This window comes from Fredinandcohnia onubensis (assembly GCF_002734285.1).
Classification (GTDB): Bacteria; Bacillota; Bacilli; order Bacillales; family Bacillaceae_L; genus Ferdinandcohnia; species Ferdinandcohnia onubensis_A.
Genome location: NZ_NSEA01000002.1, coordinates 160375 through 178611, shown reverse-complemented (window position 1 = coordinate 178611; position 18237 = coordinate 160375). Strand labels below are relative to the sequence as shown.

Here is an 18237-nt window from a genome sequence, read left to right as displayed (position 1 = left end):
TTGAAAAAATTTCCTTTACATAGCATTCATAGGAGTGAAGAAGGATGAGTAATAATTCAAACTCAGAGTTTATTGTAATTAAAGCAGTAGAAGATGGAGTGAATGTAATCGGTTTAACTAGAGGAACTGATACACGCTTTCATCATTCGGAGAAATTAGATAGAGGCGAAGTAATGATCGCTCAATTTACTGAACATACTTCAGCAATAAAGGTTCGTGGTCATGCCATTATTCAAACTAGCCATGGAGAAACTGAATCAGGTTCCAAAAAATAAAGCAGGTAATTCCTGCTTTTTCTTTTGGATTGCACAAAACTAAGGGAAAAACTATGGGATATATGTTATAATTAACGTTGTTTTAAGGAGACTAATATAAAGACCTTCAAAATAGAAAAAATTTTATTTAAATTGGGGAAACAAGGGTGATTGATTTGCATGACATCAAGGAAATAGTTGCCAATCTTAAGGAGCGTATTGAGGTTAAAATAGGACACTCATACCTTCAAAGATATATGGAAACACCTAGCATAGATGAAGATAAGATTTTATTATTAAATTCGATATGCGAGGATTTACTTTTGCCAAAAGAGCAATTGGAAAACTATATAGTAACAACTATGCTTGTTCAACAGGCATTGGATACCCATGAATCAGTCCCCAATCGACTTTCCTATTCAGATGAACACATGCGCAGTCAACAGTTGGCTGTATTGGCGGGAGATTATTTTAGCGGATTATATTATAAACTTCTGGCTCAGGTCTCCGATATTAACTTCATTCGAGTACTTGCAGAAGGTATTAAAGAAGTTAATGAAGCCAAAATTTATTTGTATCAAATGGACAATGAAAATATAGACAAGCTTTTTACTTGTGTAACAACAGTTGAATCGGCTATTTTTCAAAAAATTGTAAAAAGCTTTCAAATAAAAAAATGGGAAGAGCTCATTTTAAATTTTTTGTTATTAAAAAGATTACTGCATGAAAGAGAACAGTATTTAGAAAATGGTAATTCAATTCTCTTCAAGACTTTAAAGAAAATAGTTTTTCATCAAGAAAAACAAGATCAGGAAGCAGAAGTTATGATCATTTTTAACAGGCAGCTTTCTTATGTAACAAATAAGTTGGAGCAGTTTTTAGCAACGAACCCGAAAATGAACAGTATGTTATTAAATCGAATTAATGAGCTACGATTTGAAGGTGCTTCAATATCAATGAATAAGATTGTGGAAGAAGGGTAATTATGGAGCAATCTAAAGAACAGCGTGTACACCATGTGTTTGAAAAAATATATAAAAATTATGACCAAATGAATTCCGTGATTAGCTTCCAACAACATAAAGCTTGGCGTAAAGATACAATGAAACGAATGGATGTCCAAAAAGGTTCTTCCGCGTTAGATGTTTGTTGTGGAACTGCCGATTGGACAATTGCGCTTGCAGATGCAGTGGGTTCTACGGGGGAAGTAATTGGTTTAGACTTTAGTAAAAATATGCTAAAAATTGGTCAAGAGAAGGTAGACAAGCTGGAATTAAATCAGGTTAAATTGGTACATGGAAATGCGATGGAATTACCGTTTGAGGATAATTCTTTTGACTATGTAACAATTGGCTTTGGCTTACGAAATGTTCCGGATTATATGACCGTTTTAAAAGAAATGCAAAGGGTAGTAAAACCTGGTGGCAAGGTTGTTTGTTTAGAAACTTCACAACCAACAATAATTGGATTTCGTCAATTATACTTTTTCTATTTTCGTTTTGTTATGCCAGTTTTCGGAAAGCTTTTTGCAAAAAGTTATCAGGAATATTCATGGTTACAAGAATCTGCCCGTGATTTTCCAGGCATGAAAGAACTAGCAAATATGTTTCGAGAAGCAGGCTTAAAAGACATTGAAGTTAAACCGTACACTTTAGGTGTAGCTGCTATGCATTTAGGGTATAAGAAATAATATTTTCGCGTCATATTTTTGTAAACTAAGGTGAAACTCATGAAATTATCTTTGATGTATTCGTATTTGAATACAGATTTAGCCATTATAGAAAAGGAACTGGAGGCTTCCATCAAAGGGGAGCATCCTGTTCTTCAGCAAGCTGGATTGCATTTATTGCAATCAGGTGGAAAACGATTACGACCTGTTTTTGTCCTATTAGGTGGCAAATTCGGTAAGTATGATATAAATGTGATAAAAAACGTAGCAGTAACACTTGAGCTTATTCATACAGCATCGCTTGTCCATGATGATGTAATTGATGACGCGGACCTACGTCGTGGCAAGCCAACCATTAAAGCAAAATGGGACAACAAGATTGCGATGTATGCAGGAGATTATATACTAGGAAGTTCATTAGAAATCATCACGAAGCTTGATAATCCTTTATTACATAAACTTCTTGCTCATACAATCGTCGAGGTCTGTTTAGGTGAAATTGAGCAAATCAAAGATAAATATCGGTTTGATCAAGACCTACGGTGTTATTTGCGTCGAATTAAACGGAAAACGGCCCTATTAATTGCAAGTAGCTGCCAACTAGGTGCAGTTGCTGCAGGTGTTCCTTCTGATATCCATAATAAATTGTATCTTTTTGGTTATTATGTTGGAATGGCCTTTCAGATTACAGATGATATTCTAGATTTTACAGGCACTGATCAACAACTAGGAAAACCTGCTGGTAGTGACTTGATGCAAGGGAATATTACATTGCCTGTTCTTTATGCGATGAAGGATGAGAAACTTAAAGACCTTATTACAAAAGTTTCAGAACATACAACATCAGATGAAATTAAACCTTTAATCACGTTGATTAAACAATCAGATGCAATCAAGCAGTCCGAGGCTATAAGTAACCGTTATTTAGATAAAGCGTATAAGGTATTAGAGGAATTACCTTCTGGTCGTGCTAGAAATACGCTTTATAATATTGCAAAATATATCGGAAAAAGAAAATTTTAACTATATTTGTCCCCTATGTAACCTGCATCCTGTTGTCATTAAAAACTGAGCGCAAAAACGCAAAAGTGTATTTGATGAATAAAGTTGCAAACCAATCAAAATAGTGTTACTATTTTGATTGGTCGCTAAAACATGACTATTATACATATTTTGGTGGGGTGGAGAGAATTATGGAAAAAACGTTTTTAATGGTTAAGCCTGACGGAGTTCAACGTCAATTAATTGGTGAGATTGTTTCACGCTTTGAAAGAAAGGGCTTTCAATTAGTCGGAGCAAAATTAATGGTTATTTCTGAAGAGCTTGCTGGAGAACATTATGGTGAGCATAAAGAGCGTCCATTCTTTGGAGAGCTTGTAGATTTCATCACTTCTGGTCCAGTATTTGCAATGGTTTGGCAAGGTGAGAATGTAATTGCAACTGCACGTCAAATGATGGGTGCAACAAATCCGAAGGATGCCCTTCCAGGAACAATTCGTGGTGATTTTGGATTAACTGTTGGAAAGAACGTTATTCACGGTTCTGATTCACCGGCAAGTGCTGAGCGTGAAATTGCACTTTTCTTCAAAGAAGAAGAAGTAGCTGCGTACGAAAAGCTAATTAATAACTGGATTTACTAATCCATCAAAAACCAGCTCTAGTAGGGCTGGTTTTTCTTAAGGAACTTTCTATTATCACCACCAAAATTATGTTTAGTTTTTAGGAGATTGCTATGAACACAGATTACATCACTTTTACCCAACAAATAAAAAGGAAAACAGGTATTGATTTACGTTTATATAAGGAAGCTCAAATGCTAAGAAGACTTACATCGTTATACGAAAAAAGGGGTTTCGCAAGTTTTGTTGATTACTATAAGGGCATTGAAAAGGACAATGAGCTATTTCACGAATTTTTGGATCGAATGACGATTAATGTTTCCGAATTTTATAGGAATGCGAAAAGGTGGGAAATACTAGAAAAAAAGATTCTCCCAAAACTCATAGATAAGAATCGAAATCTAAAAGTATGGAGTGCTGCATGTTCTGCAGGTGAGGAGCCTTATACTCTAGCAATGATTCTTTCAAAATTTTTGCCTTTACAAAAAGTATCGATTTTAGCTACAGATATTGATGAAAATATACTAGCTAGAGCAAAGCTTGGTGTGTACTCTGAGCGCGCGCTTCAAGAGCTCCCAAACGATATGAAGAATCATTTTTTTTCACAAAAGGATACTTTTTATCATATCAAACCTGAGATTAAAAAGACGGTGACCTTTAGAAAGCAAAATTTATTAGCAGACCCATTCGATGCTGATTTTGATCTGATCGTCTGTCGTAATGTCTTGATCTATTTTACAGAAGAGGCTAAAGACATGGTATACAAAAAGTTTAGTAATGCCTTGAAAAGTAACGGGATATTGTTTGTCGGTAGTACTGAACAAATTTTCAATCCTGGTTCATATAATTTAGAAACCGAAGATATATTCTTTTATCGAAAAAAATAAAACATGTAAAATAAAACGTCAGAATAATGACAAATATAATAATGTTTGCTACGATATAGTAATCGAATTTGCCTATGGGTGAATTCTTTTTCTTTATCACAATTGTATATAATCATAGAAATTTTTGAAAAAATCTATCCGGAATTACAGAGATTATGATATATTGGTACATAATCGCTTTAAATTACGAAAGTGAAATTCTTTTTCACTATTGCATATAAGGGGGAAACACACATGAGATACTTAACAGCTGGTGAATCACACGGGCCACAACTTACAACCATACTTGAAGGTGTACCTGCTGGTTTAGAACTTACTACAGAAGATATAAACTTCGAACTTGCTAGACGTCAAAAGGGACATGGACGAGGCAGAAGAATGCAAATAGAAAAGGACCAAGTGCAAATTGCAAGTGGTGTTAGACACGGAAAAACTTTAGGTTCTCCAATTGCATTAGTTGTTGAAAATAATGACTGGAAACATTGGACGAAAATAATGGGTATCGATCCAATTACTGATGAAGAGGCAGAAGATATTAAGCGTAAAATTACACGTCCACGCCCTGGACATGCAGACCTTAATGGAGCCATCAAATACGGACATCGCGATATGCGTAATGTTCTTGAAAGATCCTCAGCACGTGAAACAACAGTACGAGTTGCAGCTGGGGCAGTGGCTAAAAAATTCTTGGCATCTTTAGGGATTCAGGTTGCTGGACATGTATTAGAAATTGGTGGAGTACGTGCGAAGAACACTACATATTCATCCCTAGAAGAATTGAAAATAAAGACCGAAGAATCTTCAGTCAGATGTTTGGATGAAGAGGCAGGCATTCAAATGATGAATGCCATTGATGAAGCAAAGAAAAATGGTGACTCCATCGGTGGGATTGTAGAAGTCATCGTTGAAGGTGTACCTGCAGGTTTAGGAAGCTATGTTCATTATGACCGTAAATTAGATTCGAAAATTGCAGCAGCAATGGTAAGTATCAATGCCTTTAAAGGTGTTGAATTTGGTATTGGATTTGATGCAGCAAGAATTCCTGGAAGTCAGGTTCATGATGAAATCATTTGGGATAAAGAAGATGGATATAAGCGAAGAACCAATAATTTAGGCGGCTTTGAAGGCGGTATGACAAACGGTATGCCAATTGTTGTTCGAGGTGTAATGAAGCCTATCCCAACCCTATATAAGCCATTAAAAAGCGTAGATATTGAAACTAAAGAAGTATTTGAAGCAAGTATTGAAAGATCTGATAGCTGTGCAGTACCTGCCGCATCAGTTGTCGCTGAGGCAGTTGTGGCTTGGGAAGTTGCAAACGCAATTGTTGAACAATTTGGACAAGACAGAATCGATTTAATTCAAGAAAATGTAGCGAAAACGCGTGAGTATTCGAGGGAATTCTAATGGACCAGTTAACCATAGCAACAAAATCGAAAACCTATCCAATGTTCATTGGAACTGAAATTATCGATCAATTGCCACAGGTTATAAAGGATACATGTAAATCGGTATCAAAGGTACTTGTTATAAGTGATGAATCTGTTGCGTCACTTTATTTAGAGAAAGTAATAGATATCCTTAAGTCCCAATTTGATGAGCCGTTATCATTCGTTATCCCTGCTGGGGAAAGTGCAAAATCTTTTGAAATGTATTATCAATGTCAGACCTTTGCGCTAGAAGAAGGATTAGACCGTTCTTCGGTGATTCTTGCATTAGGTGGGGGTGTTGTTGGCGATTTAGCAGGGTTTGTCGCGGCAACATTCATGCGTGGCATCCCATTTATCCAAATTCCAACTACATTACTTGCTCATGACAGTGCAGTTGGAGGGAAGGTTGCCATTAATCATGAACTTGGAAAAAATATGATTGGTGCTTTTCATCAACCGAATGCGGTATTGTATGATATTGATTTAATGAAGACATTGCCAAAAAACGAGCTTCGTTCAGGCTTTGCCGAGGTCATTAAGCATGGATTAATTTGGGATCCGGAGTTTTATGAGTGGCTAACTGAAAACATAACATCTTTAGACGATTTAAAAGGTGAAAAGCTTCAATATGCTGTATTAAAAGGTGTAGCCGTAAAGGCAAAGGTTGTTTCTGAGGACGAACAAGAAAAAGGACTACGTGCCATCTTAAACTTTGGTCATACCCTAGGTCATGCTATTGAAGCTGAATCTGGTTATGGAAAGATTACCCATGGAGATGGCGTTGCGATTGGGATGATTTTTGCATTAAAGGTGAGCGAAAAAATCTTTAATAGTAATCTATCATCTGAAAAAATAAAAGAATGGTTCAGTTTGTTTGGGTTCCCAACAAGCATTCCTGATGAATTAGAAGTTGAAAAATTACTTGAACGAATGAAGCATGATAAAAAAGCTACCTCTGGTAAGGTAAAAATGGTCTTGTTAAAAAACATTGGGGAAACTGTTATTCAAGATATAGAAGATGAGCATCTACTCCGTTTCTTAAAGGATTTTATTTAAGATAAGATGTCTTCATGCAAAAAAAAGGAGGAGTGTAAATGATCAGGGGAATACGTGGCGCTACAACGATTAAAGAAAATAATAGACAAGAAATATTAACATCTACTGAGCAGCTATTGCGTGACATGATCACTGAAAATCACATTGAAGCTGCTGATGTTGCTCAAATTGTATTTACAGTTACCGATGATATTGATGCAGCTTTTCCTGCTGCAGCAGCAAGACAAATTGATGGATGGACATTTGTTCCAGTAATGAGTATGAGAGAAATTCCTGTACCAGGTTCATTGCCAATGTGTATTCGTATCTTGATGACTGTGAATACTATGGCAAAACAAGAAGAAATCAATCATGTTTACCAAAATGGAGCGATCGTCCTCAGACCGGACCTTTCAACTGTTCAAGGTAAATAAACTATATATTGACAAACTAAAGATGTATATGATAAGTTTAGTTACAATATTTGATAAAGTTTGAGTTTAGTAAGTTTTCTGTGAAGTTTAGAGTTGAGTTTAGGGTAGATGAGAATGAGAGAGTTTAGCCGAGGTTAGCAGAGTTTAGTTATGTTACTTCTACCCAAAGATACGAATGTGTCTTTGGGTTGTTTATTTTTATCGTTTTTTATATTAAAAAGCGATTCCTATCTTCAAATACCTCCTAAATCCTCATTCTCCATATTACATGGAGGAGTGAGCTAAATGAATACGTATGATTTTTCCTCGTTTGCGTCCGATGCAAAACAATTTCGGACAATTCCGATTGTCAAACGTTTCTTAGTTGATACGTTGACACCCATTCAAATTTTTCAAAACCTAGAAAATGAAGCATCCTTTCTGCTTGAAAGTAAGGATCACGAATCCGAGTGGTCTCGGTATTCATTTATTGGCTTAAAGCCATTCCTGTTTATGGATGAAAATAAAGGTCACTACTACGTGAAAAATGAAAACCAGCAAAGCTTAGTAAAGAAACCAACAATGAAGGATGCATTTAACTGGATTAAGGATTACCTTGCCTTAAAGCCGCTTGATATCGAAATCCCCTTTTATGGAGGGGCAGTTGGATATATTGGGTATGATGCAATCTCGACATTTGAAAAGGTAGATGAACACTCAAACAATGATTTAAACATGGAACGCTATCAATTTTTCTTTTGTGAAACCATTTTAGCGTTAGACCATCATTCACGCGAGTTGATTGTCGTTCATTTTGTTCGGTTAAACGGCGGTGAAGATGATCGGATTCAAAAGGCTGTTTTCGATCATGCCCACTCAAAAATCAACATGTATTTATCCCGAATCATTCAAAACAAAGAACAAAGTGAAATGTTACTACTTCCAAAGTTACATGAAATACCGAATGTAAAAGATATAAAAACGAACTTCGAAAAACAGGATTTCTTAGATGCTGTTGCTAAAATAAAGGATTATATCACGGATGGAGATATTTTTCAGGCGGTTTTATCACAACGCTTTGAAATTCCTGTCTCAGTAAGTGGATTTCAGCTTTACCGTGTCTTACGGATGGTAAATCCTTCACCTTATTTGTTTTATATCAAAATCAATGATATCGAAATTGTAGGTAGCTCACCAGAGCGTTTAATCAAAGTTCATAACAAACATCTTGAGATTCACCCGATTGCAGGTACAAGGCGGAGAGGGAAGACGAAAGAAGAAGATGATGCCCTTGCATCGGAATTGCTTCAGGATGAAAAAGAGATGGCGGAGCATTATATGCTAGTCGATTTAGCACGTAATGATATTGGCAGGGTATCTACATTTGGCTCTGTTAAAACGCCTGTATTAATGGAAATTGGTCGATTTTCACATGTGATGCACATTATCTCGAAGGTCACAGGTGAATTAGATGAGAAAATTGATCCATTAGATGCGTTACAAGCAGCGTTCCCGGCAGGAACTGTATCTGGAGCACCTAAAATTCGTGCAATGCAAATTATCTCAGAACTGGAACCAACGGCTCGAAACTTATATGCCGGCACCATTGCTTATATAGGCTTTGATGGAAATATAGATTCCTGTATTACAATTCGGACGGCAATTATAAAAGATGGTGTGGCTTACGTCCAGGCGGGAGCAGGTATCGTTGCTGATTCAGTTCCTGAACATGAGTGGATGGAAACCGTAAATAAAGCAAGTGCCTTAATTCAAACAATCCAGTTAGCAGAAGAAGCATTCGATAAGGAGGATATTCATGTTTAAACAACTTTTAAATAAATGTATTACTGGTGAGGTATTAACTGAAGAAGAAAGCTATCGAGTGATGGACGTGATTATGTCTGGTGATGCAACTGCAAGCCAGATTGCAAGCTTACTTTCAATCCTTCGTTTTCGTGGGGAAACAGTCGATGAAATTACTGGCTTTGCAAGAGCGATGAGGGAGCATATGATGCAGCTTGATTATGAAAGTGATCAAGTAATTGATACATGTGGGACAGGTGGGGATGGTGCTTCTACCTTTAATATTTCAACTGCATCTGCAATTATTGTCTCTTCCTTAGGAATAAAAGTTGCAAAGCATGGGAATCGTGCTGTGTCATCAAAAAGTGGTAGTGCTGATGTTTTAGAATATTTAGGTGTTGAGATCCAATCAACCAAAGAAGAAGCGAAGGCTGCATTAAATAAACGAAATATGAGCTTTTTATTTGCCCCTATCTACCATGCTGCGATGAAGCATGCTGTCACACCGAGACAGGAAATTGGATTTCGAACCATTTTTAACCTATTGGGGCCAATGGCAAACCCAGCTAGATGTAAAAGGCAAGTATTAGGTGTGTACTCAACTGAGTACGCTGAAAAGATGGCATATGCCCTTCAAAAACTCGGTTCTGAGCATATTTTATTTGTTTCAGGACGTGATGGACTAGATGAATGCAGTATTACAACTGAAACAGATATTGTGGAATTAAAAGATGGAGAGATTACTAGATTTGTCCTCTCGCCTGAGGATGTCGACCTTCCCCGTGGAAATATGAAGGACATTCAAGTATCTTCCGTGGTTGAGAGCGCAAACCTCTTGCGGGATGTTTTATATGGAAGTGCCAATCAAAGTGCAACGAATATTGTTTTATTAAATGCTGGTGCAGCTATTTACATCTCAGGAAAAGCGAACAGTATTCGTGAAGGTGTTGAAATGGCGAGGGAGGCACTTGTAATGGGAATAGCAAGAAACCAATTTGAACAGCTAAGAAATCGTGAGGTGGAGTATTTTGCTAAACAAAATTCTTGAAAATAAGAAAATAGAGGTTAAAAACATTAAATATCCTGAGATTGACAGTGTTGTAAAGCGAATCTCTTTATATGAAGCATTATCTAATCCTAATCGTTCCCTTGGTATCATTGCAGAGGTGAAAAAGGCATCACCTTCTAAAGGTGTGATACGAGAAGATTTTCATCCAGTCGATGTTGCAACAGAATATGAAGAAGCAAAAGCGGACGCTATTTCAGTATTAACAGATGAACCATTTTTCCAGGGGTCAATTGAATATTTAATGGATATTAAGAAGAATGTAAATATTCCTGTTCTTCGGAAGGATTTTATCGTTGATGCAAAGCAGATTAAACAAAGTGAAAAAATAGGTGCAGATGCGATCTTATTAATTGGAGAAGCACTTGAGCCCAACCAATTACATGAATACTATTGCGAAGCCTATGAAAAAGGCCTTGAGTGTCTTGTTGAAGTCCATTCTAGGGAAACACTAGAACAGGTGTGTAGCATTTTTACACCTAGAATCCTTGGTATTAATAATCGGAATTTGAAAGTGTTTGAAACTTCGATTACACATACAGAAGAAATTGCAAAAGATGCTCCAGCAGATAGTCTTGTCGTGAGTGAAAGTGGAATTCACACTCCACAAGATATTAAATCCATCATTAAATATGGTGCAAAGGCAGCGCTTATCGGAGAAGCATTTATGCGAGCAGAGTCTCCGGGGATTGGGATTAAGCAAATGTTTGGAGAGGTCCCTCATGCAACGTCCTCTCATTAAATATTGTGGAAATAAATCATACGAGGACTTACAAGTGGTTGCAAAAAGCAAAGCGGATTATATCGGATTTATTTTTGCAACCAGTAAGCGAGAAGTAAATCCAGTTTATGTGAAACAATGGTTACAAAAAATTGATCTGAAGGATAAACAAACTGTTGGAATCTTTGTTAATGCAGGCCTGGAAGAGATAGAGACTGTATTGGCAAATGTCCCATTATCCGTTATCCAATGTCATGGAACAGAGTCAGTTGATTTTATTACGCAACTAAAAAAGAAGACAGGGACTACTGTATGGAAGGTTATCCATCACGATGAACAAGCTCTAAGAACGATGGAGGAGTTTGCTGATGTAGCTGATGGTTATGTTGTTGATACAAAGATTGCAAATGTTTGGGGTGGCTCTGGTATCACATTTGATTGGCAGTCAATTCCTGTCTATCAACAGGAAGCAAATCGACAAGGGGTTCCTTGTTTCATTGCAGGTGGAGTAGGCCCTGAAAATATTGATAGCCTACTAAGCTATAAGATCGATGGGTTTGATATCTCAAGCGGGATTGAATACGAAGGAAAGAAAAATCAAAACATCATACAAACTATTGAGAAATGGGTGGATAAATTTGAAGAACGTACCAAATGAAAATGGTAGATTCGGAGATTTTGGTGGGAAATTTGTACCGGAAACATTGATGATGCCATTAGAAGAAATCGAAAAGGCATTAGACGAAGCATATCAAGATGAAGAATTCCGTAACGAATATACTCGTATTTTAAAAGAATATTCAGGTCGACCTACAGCACTTACATATGCTGATCAATTAACGAAAGAATTAGGTGGTGCGAAGATCTATTTAAAGCGTGAGGATTTAAATCATACTGGCGCACACAAAATCAATAATGCAATTGGTCAAGCTCTCTTAGCAAAAAGAATGGGTAAGAAAAAAATAATTGCTGAAACAGGAGCGGGTCAACATGGTGTTGCAGCAGCTACAGTGGCCGCTAAATTTGGATTAGAATGTAAGGTTTTTATGGGTGTAGAGGATATTGAGAGGCAAAAGCTAAATGTGTTTCGAATGAGACTTTTAGGTGCTGAAGTAATTCCAGCTACCAGTGGAAATCAAACATTAAAGGATGCAACGAATGAAGCAATCCGTTACTGGGTACAAAATTGTGATGATCACTACTATATGATTGGCTCGGTAGTAGGTCCACATCCTTATCCGAAAATGGTGCGTGATTTCCAACGAATTATTGGTGATGAAGCAAGAGAACAGTTTTTAAAACGCGAAAATCAATTACCTTCAACAGTAGTAGCCTGTGTAGGTGGCGGAAGTAATGCGATTGGTATGTTCTATCCGTTTCTAAATGATGATGTGCGTTTAGTCGGTGCTGAAGCAGCGGGAAAAGGTGTCGATACATTGTTACACGCAGCAACAATTACAAAAGGAACAAAAGGTATTATTCACGGTTCGCTTACGTATCTTCTTCAAGATGAGCACGGCCAAATAACAGAACCTTATTCCATTTCTGCTGGATTGGATTACCCTGGTGTAGGCCCTGAACATGCATATCTTGCAAGCAGTGGAAGAGTGAATTATGAAAGTGTAACCGATCAGGAAGCTCTCGATGCATTGCAATTACTTACTCGGGTTGAAGGAATTATCCCAGCTATTGAATCCGCACACGCGATGGCTAAAGCAATCCAGTTGGCAAAAGAAATGTCACCAGAAGAATCAATCTTAGTTTGTTTATCCGGACGAGGAGACAAAGACGTTTACTCACTAATGACATATCTAGAAGAAGGGGGAGCTAAAAATGAACACAACCTTTACGAACCGATTACCCAAGGCTGAAAAATTATTTATCCCATTTATCGTGGCAGGGGATCCTCATCCTGATGTGACCGTTGAAATCGCCTTAACATTACAGGAATCTGGTGCTTCAATCATAGAATTAGGGATACCATATTCAGATCCACTAGCAGATGGTCCTACTATTCAAAGAGCTTCTGGGCGTGCACTTAAAAATGGGGTCACACTAGAAAACTCAATGAAACTCGTTTCGGTAATGAGAAAAAAAGGTCTAAAAATTCCAGTAATTATCTTTACCTATTACAATCCTGTGCTACAATTAGGAGAAGAAAACTTTTTCGCTTTAGCGCGACAAAATGGTATTGACGGACTACTTGTTCCTGACCTTCCTTTTGAGGAAAGTGAAGACCTTAGAAGTAAATGTGAAAATGAGGGATTAAAATTTATCTCTCTAGTTGCACCAACTTCTTCAAGTCGAATTGAAAAGATCGCTTCGAATGCACAAGGATTTTTATATTGTGTTTCATCCCTTGGTGTAACGGGTGTTCGAAATTCGCTTAATAATGAGGTATACTCATTTTTACAAGAGGTAAAACGCTATAGTAATATTCCTGTAGCGGTTGGGTTTGGTATTTCTAATTCTTCTCAAGTAGAAGCACTTAAAGACCATTGTGATGGGGTGATCATGGGAAGTGCCCTTATCCAAAAGATTGAAGAGTATCTACCAGAATTAGTAAATGAAGAAACAAGAGCTACCGCCTTATCCCATTTTAAAAATTTTGTAGATGATGTATTGCATCCAATTAACAGTTAAGAGGTGTAGCTTCAGATGAATATCAAGGAACAGTTATTAGATTTAAAACCATATCAACCAGGAAAACCAATTGAAGAAGTAAAAAGAGAATACGGTTTAGAAAAGATTGTGAAATTAGCTTCAAATGAAAATCCATATGGGTGCTCAGAAAAAGTTAAAGAAGCAGTTAAAAATAGCTTGGACTCATTTGCGATTTACCCTGATGGCTATGCAACGGTGCTTAGAGAAAAGCTCGCAAAACACTTAGGTGTAGATGGTTCACAACTTCTTTTTGGGAATGGGTCTGACGATGTCATTCACATTATTACGGCTGCTTTACTTGCACCTGGCAAAAATACAGTTATGGCAAATCCTTCATTTTCGCAGTATAAGCATAATGCTATTATAGAAGGGGCAGAAGTACGTGAGGTTGAGCTAATTGATGGTCATCATGACCTTGATGGAATGCTCAAGCAAATCGATGAGAATACGGAAATTGTTTGGGTTTGCTCTCCAAACAACCCATCAGGAGTGTATGTGAACTCAGAGAAACTTCATCATTTCTTGAAGCAAGTTCCAAAGCATGTCCTAATTGTAATGGATGAAGCTTATTATGAATTTGCGGCAAATGAAAAGGATTATCCAAATACTGTTGCACTTCTAAATGACTATCCTAACTTACTTGTTTTAAGGACTTTTTCAAAGGCATATGGCCTTGGTGGACTTCGCGTTGGCTATGCAATTGGAAACAGTGATTTCATCAATAAAATTGAACCTGTTCGTCAGCCGTTCAATTCAAATCGAGTAGGTCAAATAGCAGCAGCTGCTGCAATAGATGATCAAGATTTTATCACTTCTTATGTTGAGAAAAACAAACAAGGCTTGCAGCAGTATTATAGTTTCTGTGAGGAAAATCAATTATCTTATTATCCATCGTTCGGAAATTTTATTTTGATTGATTTTAAACAACCAGGTGATGATGTGTTCCACTATTTATTGGAGCGTGGTTTCATTGTTCGCTCAGGAAATGCTCTAGGCTTTCCAACTAGCCTTCGAATTACTGTTGGCACAGAAGAACAAAATAGTGAACTTATAGCGATACTTTCAGAGATGTTAGCAAATCAACAGAAGTAAAACTGTGGGGGTTCAATGTAACCCCCATTAGTGTTTCTATTATCGGTGGTGATGAGATGGGAAAAAATATATTAGTAATTGGACTTGGTTTAATAGGGGGTTCAATTGCACTTGCGATAAAGAAGGAACATCCTAATGCTACAATTTATGGTTTTGATAGCAATACAGAATCATCACTGTTGGCAAAAACGTTACAAGTGATTGATGAAGTGGTATTTAAGCTAGAGGATGTCGTACATACATGTGACTATATTTTTATATCGGTTCCAGTAAAGCAGACGATTGACATTATTCATGAGCTCAGCTTATATGAGCTAAAAGAAGATGTCATCGTTTCTGATGTGGGGAGTACGAAACAGGAAATTGTTCATACAGCAGATTCCATTTTTGAGGAGATTGGTGTAACCTTTATCGGTGGCCATCCAATGGCTGGTTCTCATAAAAGTGGTGTTGTTGCTGCGAAGGAACATTTATTCGAGAATGCTTTTTATATTTTTACCCCCCATAATGAATCACCTTCTAGTAAACTTGGTGTAGAGCAACTTAAAACTCTATTAAAGGGAACAAAAGCAAATTTTGTTATCATGACTCCTGAGGAGCATGATCGTGTTGCTGGTGTAATTAGTCATTTTCCACATATTGTTGCAGCAAGTCTTGTACATCAAGCGCTAAAATATGATCAAAAAAATGAACTGGTTCGTCCACTAGCAGCAGGAGGTTTTCGCGATATTACTAGAATCGCATCTAGTAATCCGTCCATGTGGCGTGATATATTATTACATAATCGAAATGTATTACTAGATCTTTTTGAAAATTGGATTGACGAAATGGAACAAATCCGAAACTTTGTAGCAAGTGGAAATGGCGATGATATTTATAATTATTTTATGGATGCCAAAAACTTTCGCGATGGACTTCCTACTCGTACAAAAGGTGCTATACCTTCATTCTACGATTTATATGTTGATATTCCGGATTATCCTGGTGTCGTTTCGGAAATCACAGGTCTTCTAGCTCAAGAAAGAATTAGTATTACGAATATCAGAATTATTGAGACGAGAGAAGAAATCTACGGTGCGTTACGTATCAGCTTCCAAAGTGACGAGGATCGTGCCAAAGCTAAGTTATGTATTGAAAGCAAGACGAATTATGAAACATTTAATGGATAATGTATAAAAAACACAAAGGGGTATTTGATTAGGAGTGGTAATATGGATTCAATAAAGCTACGTACAAATATTACAGGTCTCAATGGTTCAATTGATATTCCTGGTGATAAATCTATCTCCCATCGCTCTATTATGCTTGGGGCAATTGCAGAAGGGAAAACAGTTGTGGACAATTTTCTACCTGGGGATGACTGCTTAAGTACGATTAGTTGTTTTCAAAAACTTGGTGTGAAAATTACACAGGATAAGGACCATGTTGAAATTGAAGGAGTAGGTTTTGAAGGGCTACGTGAACCAGAAGTAGTATTAGATACAGGTAATTCTGGAACAACCACAAGACTAATGGTCGGACTTCTCTCTGGTATACCAATTCATACTTGCATGATTGGGGACGAGTCAATTGCAAAGAGGCCAATGAAGAGGGTAACAGCACCATTGCGTCAAATGGGAGCAAAAATCGATGGAAGAGAAGATGGGAATTTTACTCCACTCTCAATTCGAGGTGGCGAAATACAGGGAATTGACTATGTTTCTCCTGTAGCAAGTGCACAAGTAAAATCATCTATTCTTTTAGCGGGTTTAAATGCGAAAGGGACAACATCTGTTACTGAGCCGCATAAATCAAGAGACCATACTGAACGCATGCTGCGTGCCTATGGCTGTGATGTTGAAGAGGAAGGTCTAACTGTTAAAGTAAAAGGCGGACAGAAGCTCATAGGAACAAATATTCAGGTTCCTGGGGATATTTCTTCTGCTGCATTCTTCCTTGTTGCAGGGGCGATTGTACCAAACAGTCGAATTACACTGAAAAATGTTGGAATGAATCCAACTAGGACAGGTATTATTGATGTGCTGGTTAAAATGGGAGCACGTCTAGAAATCGAGAATGAGAGAGTGGAAAATAACGAACCTATTGCTGATTTAACAATCCAAACATCTGAGTTAAGAGGGATTGAAATTGGTGGTGACCTCATTCCGCGTTTAATTGATGAGATTCCAGTCATTGCGCTTTTGGCAACACAGGCTGAAGGTAAAACAATTATTAAAGATGCCGAGGAGCTTAAGGTAAAGGAAACAAACCGAATTGACACAGTTGTCGGCGAGCTTTCTAAACTTGGAGTTTCAATTGAACCGACAGATGATGGAATGATTATATCAGGCGAGAAGAAACAATTAACGGGTGGACATGTTCATAGTCATGGAGACCACAGAATTGGCATGATGCTAGCTGTTGCGGCATGTATTGCGGGTGATGAAGTTTCTCTTGAAGATTATGATTCCATTAAAGTTTCGTACCCAAGCTTTTTTGAACACCTTGATTTATTAATAAAGGAAGATTAAGAATGAAAACCCTTGGAAAACTGAATTTCCATGGGTTTTCTGTTTTATTAAGAACAAAAACTAACATACATCCACTACTTTTTGCATAGCTTGTCTTAAGACTAAGATTTGCGAAAGGGGAGGTTTGATGCCATATATATTAGAAAAAGCGAATGTTTTAAAGGATAATAGGGTCATAACATGCTCAATTCTTATAAAAAATCAACGCGTAGATTATATGAAAGAAAACCTCAAAAGACTCTCTTTTATGAAGACAAACCTATCACAATACTTATTAACACCCGGTCATGTTATGATTAACTACTCCTTTTCGAAAGGGCATTCATTTCAATCCTTTAAAATGGAAGTGACGGAAAAATACTTGAGAAAAGGCTGTACAACCTTACTAGTCATAAGTGACGTAAAGAGTGAACGCGAACTAGCCAACTCACTAAAGAATACTAGGCATTACCTGTTAAATAGTCCAATTGATTATTATTTAGGAATTCGTATTCCCCTTGAAGCCTTAACGCCATCTATCATTATTGCCTGCAGGCGAAAAAGGGTCCCTGTCATTATTGTCACAATTGAGAAAGTGGACGATCTATACAAGGTGCCATGGGGATGGATTAGGGAATCCTATCATTCATTCCAAATTCCAATCATTCCTGAGTGGAAAATCAAAGAGAAGGCGATTTTTCATAGTAATCGAAAAGAAGAGATGTGGAAATCTATTACTGAAGAGAATCGAATCCCGACGATACCGGTTTGTCCGACTGAGAATGAACCATTGTCCTTTGATATGTTAAAAAAGATCGGGATATATCCAGATAAAGGGGATATACGTGTAGGTGGAGAACTAGATTATAATTTATATGAAAATGATTCTATAGGCTATTCAGTTGATGAAAAGCCAACTCTCGATTATCATAATCTTATACCCACAATCACCATGCATAAAGGTAATTTTACAAAAGTTGATGCTAATGTATACTTTCGTTCCGGCTATGGTAATGAATGTATAGTAAAAAAGCCTGGCTTTTTTGCATCTTCGTATGATCCGGACGTATTGGTGGAAGAGAGATAGGTAAGAGG

General features: G+C 37.2%; 19 protein-coding genes. All 19 read left to right on the top strand.

The window, feature by feature from the left end:
- Positions 1-44 precede the first annotated feature (44 nt).
- The 19 genes from mtrB (at position 45) to CKJ95_RS01665 (ending at position 18229) form a co-directional block, all read left to right on the top strand.
- Positions 45-275, top strand: a complete 231-nt coding sequence (mtrB, locus tag CKJ95_RS01755) for a trp RNA-binding attenuation protein MtrB (RefSeq protein WP_099351699.1) — start codon at positions 45-47, stop codon at positions 273-275.
- Positions 276-421: 146 nt separating this feature from the next.
- A complete protein-coding gene (locus tag CKJ95_RS01750) occupies positions 422-1237 on the top strand; it encodes a heptaprenyl diphosphate synthase component 1 (protein ID WP_099351698.1) in 816 nt (271 codons plus the stop codon).
- Positions 1238-1239: 2 nt separating this feature from the next.
- Positions 1240-1944: a demethylmenaquinone methyltransferase gene (locus tag CKJ95_RS01745; RefSeq protein WP_099351697.1), complete on the top strand. Its 705-nt coding sequence runs from the start codon at positions 1240-1242 to the stop codon at positions 1942-1944.
- Positions 1945-1983: 39 nt separating this feature from the next.
- A complete protein-coding gene (hepT, locus tag CKJ95_RS01740; protein ID WP_099351696.1) occupies positions 1984-2946 on the top strand; it encodes a heptaprenyl diphosphate synthase component II in 963 nt (320 codons plus the stop codon).
- 170 nt (positions 2947-3116) lie between these two features.
- Entirely contained in the window at positions 3117-3563 is a 447-nt protein-coding gene (gene ndk, locus CKJ95_RS01735; protein WP_099351695.1) for a nucleoside-diphosphate kinase, read from the top strand.
- A gap of 92 nt (positions 3564-3655) precedes the next feature.
- Positions 3656-4429: a CheR family methyltransferase gene (locus CKJ95_RS01730; protein ID WP_099351694.1), complete on the top strand. Its 774-nt coding sequence runs from the start codon at positions 3656-3658 to the stop codon at positions 4427-4429.
- Between the two features lie 234 nt (positions 4430-4663).
- On the top strand, positions 4664-5836 hold the full coding sequence (aroC, locus tag CKJ95_RS01725; RefSeq protein ID WP_099351693.1) for a chorismate synthase: 1173 nt from the start codon (positions 4664-4666) through the stop codon (positions 5834-5836).
- On the top strand, positions 5836-6915 hold the full coding sequence (gene aroB / locus CKJ95_RS01720; RefSeq protein WP_099351692.1) for a 3-dehydroquinate synthase: 1080 nt from the start codon (positions 5836-5838) through the stop codon (positions 6913-6915). Before aroC ends, aroB begins: the two co-directional genes overlap by 1 nt.
- A 38-nt stretch (positions 6916-6953) precedes the next feature.
- A complete protein-coding gene (gene aroH / locus CKJ95_RS01715) occupies positions 6954-7328 on the top strand; it encodes a chorismate mutase (protein WP_099351691.1) in 375 nt (124 codons plus the stop codon).
- Between the two features lie 285 nt (positions 7329-7613).
- The gene (trpE, locus tag CKJ95_RS01710; RefSeq protein WP_099351690.1) at positions 7614-9131 is read left to right on the top strand and encodes an anthranilate synthase component I; all 1518 of its coding nucleotides are present in this window, start codon (positions 7614-7616) and stop codon (positions 9129-9131) included.
- Complete coding sequence (trpD, locus tag CKJ95_RS01705) at positions 9124-10158, top strand: anthranilate phosphoribosyltransferase (RefSeq protein ID WP_099351689.1); 1035 nt, start codon at positions 9124-9126, stop codon at positions 10156-10158. The genes trpE and trpD overlap by 8 nt, the downstream gene beginning before the upstream one ends.
- On the top strand, positions 10139-10918 hold the full coding sequence (gene trpC, locus CKJ95_RS01700; protein ID WP_099351688.1) for an indole-3-glycerol phosphate synthase TrpC: 780 nt from the start codon (positions 10139-10141) through the stop codon (positions 10916-10918). Before trpD ends, trpC begins: the two co-directional genes overlap by 20 nt.
- A complete protein-coding gene (locus CKJ95_RS01695; protein ID WP_099351687.1) occupies positions 10899-11555 on the top strand; it encodes a phosphoribosylanthranilate isomerase in 657 nt (218 codons plus the stop codon). The genes trpC and CKJ95_RS01695 overlap by 20 nt, the downstream gene beginning before the upstream one ends.
- Positions 11536-12768, top strand: a complete 1233-nt coding sequence (gene trpB / locus CKJ95_RS01690) for a tryptophan synthase subunit beta (protein WP_099351686.1) — start codon at positions 11536-11538, stop codon at positions 12766-12768. The genes CKJ95_RS01695 and trpB overlap by 20 nt, the downstream gene beginning before the upstream one ends.
- A complete protein-coding gene (trpA, locus tag CKJ95_RS01685) occupies positions 12731-13540 on the top strand; it encodes a tryptophan synthase subunit alpha (protein ID WP_099351685.1) in 810 nt (269 codons plus the stop codon). The genes trpB and trpA overlap by 38 nt, the downstream gene beginning before the upstream one ends.
- A 15-nt stretch (positions 13541-13555) precedes the next feature.
- A complete protein-coding gene (hisC, locus tag CKJ95_RS01680; protein ID WP_099351684.1) occupies positions 13556-14653 on the top strand; it encodes a histidinol-phosphate transaminase in 1098 nt (365 codons plus the stop codon).
- A 56-nt stretch (positions 14654-14709) separates the two neighbouring features.
- On the top strand, positions 14710-15822 hold the full coding sequence (locus tag CKJ95_RS01675) for a prephenate dehydrogenase (RefSeq protein WP_099351683.1): 1113 nt from the start codon (positions 14710-14712) through the stop codon (positions 15820-15822).
- Positions 15823-15864: 42 nt separating this feature from the next.
- On the top strand, positions 15865-17163 hold the full coding sequence (gene aroA / locus CKJ95_RS01670) for a 3-phosphoshikimate 1-carboxyvinyltransferase (RefSeq protein WP_099351682.1): 1299 nt from the start codon (positions 15865-15867) through the stop codon (positions 17161-17163).
- A gap of 127 nt (positions 17164-17290) precedes the next feature.
- Complete coding sequence (locus CKJ95_RS01665; RefSeq protein WP_099351681.1) at positions 17291-18229, top strand: hypothetical protein; 939 nt, start codon at positions 17291-17293, stop codon at positions 18227-18229.
- The last annotated feature ends 8 nt before the right edge of the window (positions 18230-18237 follow it).